Origin of the sequence: Limnohabitans sp. DM1 (assembly GCF_001269385.1) — a bacterium.
Classification (GTDB): Bacteria; Pseudomonadota; Gammaproteobacteria; order Burkholderiales; family Burkholderiaceae_C; genus Limnohabitans_A.
Window position 1 is genome coordinate 1 of sequence record NZ_CXOO01000080.1, and the last position, 13,833, is coordinate 13,833.

The following is a 13,833-nucleotide window of genomic DNA, read 5'->3' on the forward strand; positions in this document are numbered from 1 at the left end:
CCTACACCTTCACCGGCCTGAGCCTGGGCGGCGCTGACGCAGGCAATTACGCCTTCACCGTGAGCACCGTCACCGGCACGGGCAGCATCACGCCCAAAGACGTGACGCTGGTCGCAGGCCCGGTAAGCAAAACTTACAACGGCAATACCGATTACAGCGTGACGCAGGCCGACCTGGACACGCTCAGCGGTCAGTTGATCACGGGCGACACGGTCAGCGGCGCGAGCATCAGCTACACCGACAAAAATGTCTCACGCGATGCCAACGGCGCTGTGTTGAGCAACAAGACCATCACGCTGGACAGCGTGACACTGAGCGATGGCAACGACGGCGGCAACTACACCGTGACGCGCCAGGGCAACAGCGCGAGCGTGATCACGCCCAAAACACTGAGCGCCTCAGCCATTGCAGCCGTGCAAACCACCTACGGCACAGCTGCGGGCACGGGCGCCGTGAGCTTGACGGGCGTGGAAGGCGGCGACGTGGTCAACGCATCGGCCAGCCTGGTCAGCGCACAAAACAGCAGCAGCGGCAATCTCAAGGCCGGTAGCTATTTACAGACCACTGACAGCGCCTTGACCGGCAGCCAAGCCGGCAACTACACCCTGCCCAGCTTCACGACAGCATCAGCCAACTATGTGGTCAACAAGCTGGCTTTGACCGGCGCTGCGATTGCAGGCGTCACCACCACCTACGCCACGTCGGCCGATGCAGGTGCTGTGAGTTTCACGAACGTGCAAGGAGCAGACAAGGTCACGTCTGTCGCTTCCATCGTCGATACAGCCACCAGCACCAGCGGCAACCTCAAAGCTGGCAGCTACAAACAAACGGCCACTGCCATCAGCGGCGATGATGCTGCCAACTACAGCTTTGCAGGCATCACGACCACCGACAAGAACTATGTGGTTGACAAGCTGGCTCTGACCGGGGCTGCGATTGCAGGCGTCACCACCACCTACGCCACATCGGCCGATGCAGGTGCTGTGAGCTTCACGAACGTGCAAGGCACGGGCACCGGCACCGACAAAGTCACCTCTGTCGCTTCCATCGTGGATGCCAGCAATAGCGCCAACATCAGCACCAGCGGCAACCTCAAAGCTGGCAGCTACAAGCAAACCGCCACCGCCATCAGCGGTGACGATGCCGCCAACTACAGCTTTGCGGGCATCACGACCACAGACAAAAACTATGTGGTCGAGAAGCTGGCTTTGACCGGCGCGGCGATTGCAGGCGTCACCACCACTTACGCCACGTCGGCCGATGCAGGTGCTGTGAGTTTCACGAACGTGCAAGGCACAGGCAGCAGCACGGACAAAGTCACCTCTGTGGCCTCCATCGTCGATGTCAGCAACAGCACCAGCGGCAACCTCAAAGCTGGCAGCTACAAACAAACCGCCACCGCCATCACCGGGGACGATGCTGAGAACTACAGCTTTGTAGGCCTCACGACCACCGACAAAAACTATGTGGTCGATAAGCTGGCTTTGACCGGCGCTGCGATTGCAGGCGTCACCACCACTTACGCCACGTCGGCCGATGCAGGTGCTGTGAGTTTCACGAACGTGCAAGGAACAGGCGCTAACACGGACAAAGTCACCTCTGTCGCCTCCATCGTCGATGTCAGCAACAGCACCAGCGGCAACCTCAAAGCAGGCAGCTATAACCAGACTGCTACAGCCATCAGCGGTGATGATGCTGCAAACTACAGCTTTGCAGGCATCACGACCACCGACAAGAACTATGTGGTTGACAAGCTGGCTCTGACCGGCGCTGCGATTGCAGGCGTCACCACCACTTACGCCACGTCGGCCGATGCAGGTGCTGTGAGCTTCACGAACGTGCAAAGCACGGGCAGCGGCACCGACCAGGTCACCTCTGTGGCCTCCATCGTCGATGTCAGCAACAGCACCAGCGGCAACCTCAAAGCAGGCAGCTATAACCAGACTGCCACAGCCATCAGCGGCGATGATGCTGCCAACTACAGCTTTGCAGGCATCACGACCACCGACAAGAACTATGTGGTCAACAAGCTGGCTCTGACAGGAGCTGCGATTGCAGGCGTCACCACCACTTACGCCACTGCGGCCGATGCAGGTGTTGTGAGTTTCACGAACGTGCAAGGAACAGACAAGGTCACGTCTGTCGCTTCCATCGTCGATACAGCCACCAGCACCAGCGGCAACCTCAAAGCTGGCAGCTACAAACAAACGGCCACTGCCATCAGCGGCGATGATGCTGCCAACTACAGCTTTGCAGGCATCACGACCACCGACAAGAACTATGTGGTTGACAAGCTGGCTCTGACCGGGGCTGCGATTGCAGGCGTCACCACCACCTACGCCACGTCGGCCGATGCAGGTGCTGTGAGCTTCACGAACGTGCAAGGCACGGGCACCGGCACCGACAAAGTCACCTCTGTCGCTTCCATCGTGGATGCCAGCAATAGCGCCAACATCAGCACCAGCGGCAACCTCAAAGCTGGCAGCTACAAGCAAACCGCCACCGCCATCAGCGGTGACGATGCCGCCAACTACAGCTTTGCGGGCATCACGACCACAGACAAAAACTATGTGGTCGAGAAGCTGGCTTTGACGGGCGCGGCCATTGCAGGTGTTACGACCACCTACGCCACTGCGGCGGACGTAGGCGCTGTGAGTTTCACGAACGTGCAAAGCACAGGCAGCGGCACCGACAAGGTCACCTCTGTCGCGTCCATCGTCGATACCGCCACCAGCACCAGCGGCAACCTCAAAGCAGGCAGCTACAAGCAAACCGCCACCGCCATCAGCGGTGACGATGCTGAGAACTACAGCTTTGCAGGCATCACGACCACCGACAAGAACTATGTGGTCGATAAGCTGGCTTTGACGGGCGCGGCCATTGCAGGTGTTACGACCACCTACGCCACTGCGGCGGACGTAGGCGCTGTGAGTTTCACGAACGTGCAAAGCACAGGCAGCGGCACCGACAAGGTCACCTCTGTCGCGTCCATCGTCGATACCGCCACCAGCACCAGCGGCCACCTCAAAGCAGGCAGCTACAAGCAAACCGCCACCGCCATCAGCGGTGACGATGCTGAGAACTACAGCTTTGCAGGCATCACGACCACCGACAAGAACTATGTGGTCGATAAGCTGGCTTTGACCGGTGCGGCCATTGCAGGCGTCACCACCACCTACGCCACTGCGGCCGATGCAGGTGCTGTGAGCTTCACGAACGTGCAAGGCACAGGCAGCAGCACGGACAAAGTCACCTCTGTCGCTTCCATCGTCGATACAGCCACCAGCACCAGCGGCCACCTCAAAGCAGGCAGCTACAAACAAACGGCCACTGCCATCAGCGGCGATGATGCTGCCAACTACAGCTTTGCAGGCATCACGACCACCGACAAGAACTATGTGGTTGACAAGCTGGCTTTGACCGGTGCGGCCATTGCAGGCGTCACCACCACTTACGCCACGGCGGCCGATGCAGGTGCTGTGAGCTTCACAAACGTGCAAGGAACAGGCGCTAACACGGACAAAGTCACCTCTGTCGCCTCCATCGTCGATGTCAGCAACAGCACCAGCGGCAACCTCAAAGCAGGCAGCTATAACCAGACTGCCACAGGCATCAGCGGTGATGATGCTGCCAACTACAGCTTTGCAGGCATCACGACCACCGACAAGAACTATGTGGTCGATAAGCTGGCTTTGACCGGCGCTGCGATTGCAGGCGTCACCACCACCTACGCCACGTCGGCCGATGCAGGTGCTGTGAGTTTCACGAACGTGCAAGGAACAGACCAGGTCACCTCTGTCGCTTCCATCGTCGATACCGCCACCAGCACCAGCGGCCACCTCAAAGCAGGCAGCTACAAGCAAACCGCCACCGCCATCAGCGGCGACGATGCAAGTAACTACAGCTTTGCAGGCATCACGACCACCGACAAGAACTATGTGGTCAACAAGCTGGCTTTGACCGGCGCTGCGATTGCAGGCGTCACCACCACTTACGCCACGGCGGCCGATGCAGGTGCTGTGAGCTTCACGAACGTGCAAAGCACGGGCACCGGCACCGACAAAGTCACCTCTGTCGCTTCCATCGTCGATACCGCCACCAGCACCAGCGGCAACCTCAAAGCAGGCAGCTATAACCAGACTGCCACAGCCATCAGCGGTGATGATGCTGCCAACTACAGCTTTGCAGGCATCACGACCACCGACAAGAACTATGTGGTCGATAAGCTGGCTTTGACCGGTGCTGCGATTACAGGCGTCACCACCACCTACGCCACTGCGGCCGATGCAGGTGCTGTGAGTTTCACGAACGTGCAAGGCACGGGCACCGGCACCGACAAAGTCACCTCTGTCGCTTCTATCGTCGATGTCAGCAACAGCACCAGCGGCAACCTCAAAGCGGGCAGCTACAAACAAACGGCCACTGCCATCACCGGCGACGATGCTGAGAACTACAGCTTTGTAGGCCTCACGACCACCGACAAAAACTATGTGGTCAACAAGCTGGCTTTGACAGGGGCTGCGATTGCAGGCGTCACCACCACTTACGCCACTGCGGCCGATGCAGGCGCTGTGAGTTTCACGAACGTGCAAGGAACAGGCGCTAACACGGACAAAGTCACCTCTGTCGCCTCCATCGTCGATACAGCCACCAGCACCAGCGGCAACCTCAAAGCAGGCAGCTACAAACAAATCGCCACCGCCATCAGCGGTGACGATGCAGACAACTACAGCTTTGCAGGCATCACGACCACCGACAAGAACTATGTGGTTGACAAGCTGGCTCTGACGGGGGCTGCGATCGCTGGTGTCACCACCACCTACGCCACGTCGGCTGATGCAGGCGCTGTGAGCTTCACCAACGTTCAAAGCACAGGCAGCGGTACAGACAAGGTCACCTCTATCGCATCCATCGTGGATACCAGCGTCAGCACCAGCGGCAACCTCAAAGCTGGCAGCTACAAACAAACGGCCACTGCCATCACCGGCGACGATGCAGACAACTACAGCTTTGCAGGCCTCACGACCACCGACAAAAACTATGTGGTCAACAAGCTGGCTCTGACAGGAGCTGCGATTGCAGGCGTCACCACCACTTACGCCACTGCGGCCAATGCAGGTGCTGTGAGTTTCACGAACGTGCAAGGAACAGACAAGGTCACGTCTGTCGCTTCCATCGTCGATACAGCCACCAGCACCAGCGGCCACCTCAAAGCTGGCACCTACAAGCAAACCGCCACCGCCATCACCGGCGACGATGCAGACAACTACAGCTTTGCAGGCCTCACGACCACCGACAAGAACTATGTGGTCGATAAGCTGGCTTTGACCGGTGCGGCCATTGCAGGCGTCACCACCACCTACGCCACTGCGGCCGATGCAGGTGCTGTGAGTTTCACGAACGTGCAAGGAACAGGCGCTAACACGGACAAAGTCACCTCTGTCGCTTCCATCGTCGATGTCAGCAACAGCACCAGCGGCCACCTCAAAGCAGGCAGCTACAAGCAAACCGCCACCGCCATCAGCGGTGACGATGCTGAGAACTACAGCTTTGCAGGCCTCACGACCACCGACAAGAACTATGTGGTCGATAAGCTGGCTTTGACCGGCGCTGCGATTGCAGGCGTCACCACCACTTACGCCACGGCGGCCGATGCAGGCGCTGTGAGCTTCACCAACGTACAAAGCACAGGCAGCGGCACCGACCAGGTCACCTCTGTGGCCTCAATCGTCGATGTCAGCACCAGCACCAGCGGCAACCTCAAAGCAGGCAGCTATAACCAGACTGCCACAGCCATCAGCGGCGATGATGCTGCCAACTACAGCTTTGCAGGCATCACGACCACCGACAAGAACTATGTGGTCGATAAGCTGGCTTTGACCGGTGCGGCCATTGCAGGCGTCACCACCACTTACGCCACGGCGGCCGATGCAGGTGCTGTGAGTTTCACGAACGTGCAAGGAACAGGCGCTAACACGGACAAAGTCACCTCTGTGGCCTCCATCGTCGATGTCAGCAACAGCACCAGCGGCAACCTCAAAGCAGGCAGCTATAACCAGACTGCCACAGCCATCAACGGCGATGATGCTGCCAACTACAGCTTTGCAGGCATCACGACCACAGACAAAAACTATGTGGTCAACAAGCTGGCTTTGACCGGCGCTGCGATTGCAGGCGTCACCACCACTTACGCCACTGCGGCCGATGCAGGTGCTGTGAGTTTCACGAACGTGCAAGGAACAGACAAGGTCACGTCTGTCGCTTCCATCGTCGATACAGCCACCAGCACCAGCGGCAAACTCAAAGCAGGCAGCTACAAGCAAACCGCCACCGCCATCAGCGGTGACGATGCCGCCAACTACAGCTTTGCGGGCATCACGACCACAGACAAAAACTATGTGGTCGAGAAGCTGGCTTTGACGGGCGCGGCCATTGCAGGTGTTACGACCACCTACGCCACTGCGGCGAACGTAGGCGCTGTGAGTTTCACGAACGTGCAAGGCACAGGCAGCAGCACGGACAAGGTCACCTCTGTGGCCTCCATCGTCGATGTCAGCAACAGCACCAGCGGCCACCTCAAAGCAGGCAGCTATAACCAGACTGCTACAGCCATCAGCGGTGATGATGCTGCCAACTACAGCTTTGCAGGCATCACGACCACAGACAAAAACTATGTGGTTGACAAGCTGGCTCTGACGGGTGCCGCCATTGCTGGCGTCACCACCACCTACGCTACGTCGGCCGATGCAGGTGCTGTGAGTTTCACGAACGTGCAAGGCACAGGCAGCAGCACGGACAAAGTCACCTCTGTGGCCTCCATCGTCGATGTCAGCAACAGCACCAGCGGCCACCTCAAAGCTGGCAGCTATAACCAGACTGCCACAGCCATCAGCGGTGATGATGCTGCCAACTACAGCTTTGCAGGCATCACGACCACCGACAAGAACTATGTGGTTGACAAGCTGGCTCTGACCGGCGCTGCGATTGCAGGTGTCACCACCACTTACGCCACGTCGGCCGATGCTGGTGCTGTGAGTTTCACGAACGTGCAAGGAACAGGCGCTAACACGGACAAAGTCACCTCTGTCGCTTCCATCGTCGATGTCAGCAACAGCACCAGCGGCAACCTCAAAGCTGGCAGCTACAAACAAACCGCCACCGCCATCAGCGGCGACGATGCTGAGAACTACAGCTTTGCAGGCATCACAACCACCGACAAGAACTATGTGGTTGACAAGCTGGCTTTGACCGGTGCGGCCATTGCAGGAGTCACCACCACCTACGCCACTGCGGCCGATGCAGGTGCTGTGAGCTTCACGAACGTGCAAGGCACAGGCACCGGCACCGACAAAGTCACCTCTGTCGCTTCCATCGTGGATGCCAGCAATAGCGCCAACATCAGCACCAGCGGCCACCTCAAAGCAGGCAGTTACAAGCAAACGGCCACCGCCATCAGCGGTGACGATGCAGACAACTACAGCTTTGCAGGCATCACAACCACCGACAAGAACTATGTGGTCAACAAGCTGGCTCTGACGGGTGCCGCCATTGCTGGCGTCACCACCACCTACGCTACGTCGGCCGATGCAGGTGCTGTGAGTTTCACGAACGTGCAAGGCACAGGCAGCAGCACGGACAAAGTCACCTCTGTGGCCTCCATCGTCGATGTCAGCAACAGCACCAGCGGCAACCTCAAAGCTGGCAGCTACAAACAAACGGCCACTGCCATCACCGGCGACGATGCAGACAACTACAGCTTTGTAGGCCTCACGACCACCGACAAGAACTATGTGGTCAACAAGCTGGCTTTGACCGGCGCTGCGATTGCAGGCGTCACCACCACTTACGCCACTGCGGCCGATGCAGGTGCTGTGAGCTTCACCAACGTGCAAAGCACGGGCACTGGCACCGACCAGGTCACCTCTGTCGCTTCCATCGTCGATGTCAGCAACAGCACCAGCGGCAACCTCAAAGCAGGCAGCTACAAGCAAACCGCCACCGCCATCAGCGGTGACGATGCAGACAACTACAGCTTTGCAGGCATCACAACCACTGACAAGAACTATGTGGTCAACAAGCTGGCTCTGACGGGTGCCGCCATTGCTGGCGTCACCACCACCTACGCTACGTCGGGCGATGCAGGTGCTGTGAGTTTCACGAACGTGCAAGGAACAGGCGCTAACACGGACAAAGTCACCTCTGTCGCTTCCATCGTCGATGTCAGCAACAGCACCAGCGGCAACCTCAAAGCTGGCAGCTACAAACAAACCGCCACCGCCATCAGCGGCGACGATGCTGAGAACTACAGCTTTGCAGGCATCACAACCACCGACAAGAACTATGTGGTTGACAAGCTGGCTTTGACGGGCGCTGCGATTGCAGGCGTCACCACCACTTACGCCACTGCAGCCGATGCAGGTGCTGTGAGTTTCACGAACGTGCAAAGCACGGGCACCGGCACCGACAAAGTCACCTCTGTCGCTTCCATCGTGGATGCCAGCAATAGCGCCAACATCAGCACCAGCGGTCACCTCAAAGCTGGCAGCTACAAACAAACGGCCACTGCCATCACCGGGGACGATGCTGAGAACTACAGCTTTGTAGGCCTCACGACCACCGACAAAAACTATGTGGTCAACAAGCTGGCTTTGACCGGCGCTGCGATTGCAGGCGTCACCACCACTTACGCCACGGCGGCCGATGCAGGCGCTGTGAGCTTCACCAACGTGCAAAGCACAGGCAGCGGCACCGACCAGGTCACCTCTGTCGCTTCCATCGTCGATACAGCCACCAGCAACAGCGGCCACCTCAAAGCAGGCAGCTATAACCAGACTGCCACAGCCATCACCGGCGACGATGCTGAGAACTACAGTTTTGTAGGCCTCACGACCACCGACAAAAACTATGTGGTCAACAAGCTGGCTCTGACCGGCGCTGCGATTGCAGGCGTCACCACCACTTACGGCACCATTACCGCCAGTGGCGCAGTGACTTTCAGCAATGTGATGAGCGGTGACATCGTGACCCCGGCAGGCTCCACCCTGGTCGCCGAAGCGAGGAGTTCCAGCGGCCACCTCAAAGCGGGCAGCTACGCCCAGTCAGTGATCGGCAATTTGACCGGTAAAGATGCTGTCAACTACAGTTTCACCGGCATGACTACCGACACAGCCAACTATGTGGTCAACAAGCGGGCTTTGACTGGCGCGGCAATTGCCGATGTCACCACGATCTATGGCACTTCCGCCGTCACCGGGGCAGTCAGATTTGGCAATGTGCTGGGTGCCGATCAGATATACGGAGCCACGGCCACTCTGGTCACACCCAGCTACAGCAGCAGCAACAACCTCAAAGTAGGCAGCTATGCGCAGTCAGTTATCGGCACCTTGACCGGCAAAGACGCAGACAACTACAGCTTTACCGGTCTGACCACCAGCAGCGCCAACTACACCGTGAACAAACTGGCGTTGACAGGCCCGGCCATTGCGGGTGTCACTGCCACTTATGGCAGCCCCATCGTCACAGGCGCCGTGAGCTTTGGCAATGTTTTAACCAACGATGTGGTCACACCTGCCACAGCCACCTTGGTCGCCCCCAGCTACAGCTCCAGCAACACGCTGAAGGTGGGCAACTACATTCAAACTGTGGTGGGGACACTCACGGGTGCAGACGCGGACAACTACAGCTTCGGAGGCTACACGGCCTGCTGCGGCGCAGCTCGCTATGTGGTCACCCCCAAGACCCTGGTGGTCAAAGTCGATGCCATGGACAAGGTCTATGACAGCAACAATCTGGCCACGCTCAGCCAGACCACCAGTGCCGACATCATTGGGGCAGACAAGGTCAATTTCGCCAACACCAGCGTTTTGTTTGACAACAAAAACGTGGCCCGCGATGCCACGGGTCAGGTGATCAACAAGGCGGTGACGGTGCGCGGCTTGAGCATCAGCGGTGACGATGCGGCCAACTATGTGCTGGACAGCACCGTGGTTACAGGGTCAGCCAAAATCACACCAAAACTGGCCACCATCAACGGCACAGCCACTGAGGTGATGTTCAACGGCTTGTACCAATGGCAACAAGCAGCCACCACGCAGGGTTTCATTGCTGGCGATGACATTCAGCTCAAAGGTCTGGCCACGGGCCTGGCCATTGGCACTTACAACTCCACCCTCAACGCCCTGGGCAGCGATGTGAACAACTACGTGGTCACTGTCAACGACAACCAGCTGGCCATCACCCCTGCTGCGGCCTCGGCACCGGTGGTCGCGACTACCCCTGTCGGCGCAGGGGGCATGCCGACCACCCATGTGTCCTATATGGGTTACAACGTTCCCACTCAAGCAAGTGCGGCCACTTCGGGTGTGAGTTTGCCGGCTCCGTACACCCAGACGTCCATGACCTGTTCGGCAACTAACATGGACGCCTGCCTGTGCCAGGTCACCTCGATAAACTCTGTTGAGTTTTGCCAAACTCCCAATTCCAAATAAATGAACGCATCCATCATGAATCAACACTCGCTCCAACGCATCACGCTGATCACTGCATTGCAAGCCGCTTTAAGCCTGGCTTGGGCGCAGACACCGCCGCCCCCACCCACAGGCAATGTGCAGCAAGGCATTGAGCAGTCCATCCAGCAGTTGCCCAAGGCCAAGGCCAAGCCTTTGGCCAATATCGATGTGCTCGGCCTGGAAAAGTCCGAGTCGATTGATCGTTTGTCCGGGCTTGAAATCCAGAGCCCCTTTTTACAGGACGAGATTCAAAAATACTGGGCCACGTCTTTGGGCAAACGGGTGTCTGCCGAAGAGTTGCAAAACTTCAATGGCTGGTTGTTTAACGAGTCTCGTCGTCTAGGATTTTTGTCCTACGCACAAACCGAGGTGAAAAAGTCTGACTCTGGCAGTATCTTGGTTGTGAAAATCTTCCGACCCAAAATCAACGCCGTTCGTGTGATTGCTAACAATGCGGCCTTGCTGCAGCGCTATGGCGCCTTGATCACACAGCGCTTTGAACAGGACTTCAAATCCAACATGCCTGTCGATACGCTGGGTCTTGACCAGCGACTGGATTCAGCCAGCTATGACTTGCCAATTGAGCTCGATGCAACCATCCGTGCCGTTGGCCCTGAATTGATCGATTTGATCGTGAGCATCAACCAAGCCCCAACCCGTCTGGGCAAGGTGCTGGATTCAGTGGTCCAACTCAACACCTACGGCCTCAAGCAGTATGGCGTGCCCCAAGTGATGGGATCGCTGGTGGTGGGTGGCCATGAACCCAAGGCATTTTTGAGCCTGGTCGCCCAAAAGTCGCAAGGTATCCAATACGGTCGGGCGGAATACGAGTCCGCCCTGGAAGGTACACAAACACGTTGGCGAATTTGGGGTGCCGGATCAAACAGCCGCAACATCCTGGGTGGTCAAGCGACCAATCTTGGCTACAGCGGCGAGCTGGGTGCGGGCATCACGCGCATTCACGGTGGGTTCCGGGATTTTGTGTTCAAACAGCATGTGGAGTTGTCTGCCCGTCGTGGCCACAGCATCCTCGAGAGCACAGGTCAACAGACTTCACAGGTGCATGACAACCAGTTCCGTCTGCGCATCACGGCCGACAACGAAAAGTTGACGCGCGATGCCAGCCGTGCCGAGTTCACTTACACCTTGGGCAGCTACAGCCACCTTTACAACCAGCTTCAAATGGAGACGGGACCCTATGCCAAGCTCGAATTGAACCTGAGAGATCAGAAATCCTGGAACCAGCAAGGCAGCATCTACTCACTCTTCAAGTTCAAAGGGCAGTTGACTTCAGCACGACTGGATTCATACAACCAGATGTCATTGGGTGGCATCGGTGGCGTGCGTGCGTACACCTCGGTGGATGGCACAGGTGATGACGGCATGGTCGGATCGTTGGAGCTCAACCGCCGTCTGAACAACGGCATGGTCGTGGGCGGTTTTTATGATGCAGGTTTGATCAAACTGAAAAACCCTGCGCTGGGAACAGAAGCTTTAAAAAGCTACTACTTGCAAGCTTTGGGCGTGCAATTGTCGGGAAGCTATCAACGCGCCGCCTACAGCTTGACCTTGTCCAAGGGTTTGGGGGGCTACTCAACTTGGACTTCATACAACATCGAGTCCACACCAAACAACTGGCGTCTGGTGGGCGCATTGACCTATCTGTTTTAAGCGCGTGGGTATTGATCCAGCCCTTTAAAAGGCAGTAGCCCACCCCGCAGACAATGGGGCGTGGCACACGCCCTTAAAACCATCGCCCCAAAGGATGGGCTCTACAGATCAAAGTCGGCCGGTCAACAACAACACCAGCACGATGATGATGATCACGCCCAGGGCGCCGCTGGGTCCGTAGCCCCATCCGCTGCTGTGCGGCCAAGTGGGGATGGTGCCTACGAGCATCAGAATCAATACGATCAGAAGAATGGTACCCAGCATGCTCTAACTCCGTTAATTTGGTGGAAGGATCAACTCTAAGCAAACGAATAAATTGTGTCTGTGGCTTTTCCAACCAAGGGTAATGCTGCATTGATTTCATCGGATGGTGGCGTGCAAAGACAGCGACTATTCAGGGCAACGCATGAACGCCGGATGTGTGTGGTGGTGCACAGATTTTTTTGCACCCAGCCTCAATACTGAAGCACGCGCTGAGCCTGATGGACTGGCGCCAATGGATGGTGAATTTCTTCACCATCAACTTGCAATTTTCTATCGCTCTTTTAACGGGAAACCACCATGAAACTTCGCACCACACTTGCCATCGTTACAGCTGCCATCCTCACGCTGACTGCTACCGGTTGCGCCGTTCAACGCGGCCAGGAAACCGTAGGCGCCTATGTGGACGACAGCGCAATCACCACCCAGGTCAAAGCTCGCTTTATTGAAAACAAGCAAGTGGACGCCGCAGCCATCAGCGTGGAAACGCTCAAGGGCACCGTGATGCTGTCTGGCTTTGCGAAGAATGCCAACGAACGAAGCACGGCCGAGAGCATCGCACGAGGCGTGAAGGGCGTGACCAATGTGCGCAACCAAATTGCCATCCGTCCTTGATATGCGCCGCCTCAACAAACGCATGACCTCTTTGGTCATGGCCAGCGCAATGACCGGCGTTCTGGCGGCATCATTGGTCGCCTGCGGAAAATCTGCAGACAACAACGCATCGTCCCCCGATGCGAAAAGCAGTTTGGGCAATGAGCTGGACGATGCATTGATCACCACCCGCGTCAAGTCAGCACTCATGACCGACCTGAAGTTCAAAAGCTACGACATCAAAGTCGAAACACGCAAAGGCGAAGTCTTGCTCAGTGGTTTTGTGGAAAACCAGGCACAACTGGACGAAGCCCTGCGCGTGACGCGCACCATTGAGGGCGTCAAAAGCGTCCAAAACAATGTGGCCTTCAAGGGCGCATCGACCACTGCGGGTGAAAAATTGGATGACACCATCATTACCGGCAAAGTCAAAGCCGCTTTGATGGGGGACTCCAGCATCCACAGCACGGACATTTCGGTCGTTACACGCAATGAAGAGGTACAACTGAGCGGCTTTGTCAACAGCCAAGAGCAGATGGACAAGGCTGTGCGCACAGCCAGCGCTGTAGAAGGCGTGCGCAAGGTCAACAATGAGATGAAGATTAAAAAGTAAGCCCAGGCCAGCAACAATGCTCTAGACGCCGCACAGACGATACACAAGGTCTATGCGGCGTTTTTTTGACCTAGTGATCCGCAACGCTGAAGTTTGAAATGTGCGAGGAATATCATCTCGTAGTTCGGCACTCGCAGAATCCGACATGATGGGTTTCGGCTCAGGCCCATGTCGGGGTCTTCGACC

At 57.3% G+C, this 13,833-nt stretch carries 5 protein-coding genes; 4 read left to right on the forward strand and 1 reads right to left on the reverse strand.

What is annotated here, in order from left to right:
* Positions 1-59: 59 nt before the first annotated feature.
* Together AMM33_RS21330 and AMM33_RS21335 are read left to right on the forward strand one after the other, a co-directional pair.
* Positions 60-10,487 carry a beta strand repeat-containing protein gene (locus AMM33_RS21330; protein WP_228768299.1) on the forward strand — a complete coding sequence of 3,476 codons (10,428 nt, stop codon included), beginning with the start codon at positions 60-62 and terminating at the stop codon, positions 10,485-10,487.
* Complete coding sequence (locus AMM33_RS21335; protein ID WP_090143234.1) at positions 10,488-12,179, forward strand: ShlB/FhaC/HecB family protein; 1,692 nt, start codon at positions 10,488-10,490, stop codon at positions 12,177-12,179. It abuts the gene before it with no gap.
* 108 nt (positions 12,180-12,287) lie between these two features.
* Here AMM33_RS21335 and AMM33_RS21340 read toward each other — a convergent pair whose 3' ends face one another.
* Positions 12,288-12,443, reverse strand: a complete 156-nt coding sequence (locus tag AMM33_RS21340; protein WP_090143235.1) for a DUF3309 family protein — start codon at positions 12,441-12,443, stop codon at positions 12,288-12,290.
* A 297-nt stretch (positions 12,444-12,740) separates the two neighbouring features.
* On the opposite strand from AMM33_RS21340, the gene AMM33_RS21345 reads away from it, so the two are divergent.
* Both AMM33_RS21345 and AMM33_RS21350 read left to right on the forward strand, forming a co-directional pair.
* A complete protein-coding gene (locus tag AMM33_RS21345; RefSeq protein WP_090143236.1) occupies positions 12,741-13,055 on the forward strand; it encodes a BON domain-containing protein in 315 nt (104 codons plus the stop codon).
* 1 nt (position 13,056) lies between these two features.
* On the forward strand, positions 13,057-13,647 hold the full coding sequence (locus tag AMM33_RS21350) for a BON domain-containing protein (protein WP_194945672.1): 591 nt from the start codon (positions 13,057-13,059) through the stop codon (positions 13,645-13,647).
* Positions 13,648-13,833: the final 186 nt, after the last annotated feature.

What these genes read in the sequence shown, in the direction of transcription:
- AMM33_RS21335 (WP_090143234.1), top strand. Translation starts at nt 10,488, where the DNA reads ATGAACGCATCCATCATGAATCAACACTCGCTCCAACGCATCACGCTG.
- AMM33_RS21340 (WP_090143235.1), bottom strand. Translation starts at nt 12,443, where the DNA reads ATGCTGGGTACCATTCTTCTGATCGTATTGATTCTGATGCTCGTAGGC.
- AMM33_RS21345 (WP_090143236.1), top strand. Translation starts at nt 12,741, where the DNA reads ATGAAACTTCGCACCACACTTGCCATCGTTACAGCTGCCATCCTCACG.
- AMM33_RS21350 (WP_194945672.1), top strand. Translation starts at nt 13,057, where the DNA reads ATGCGCCGCCTCAACAAACGCATGACCTCTTTGGTCATGGCCAGCGCA.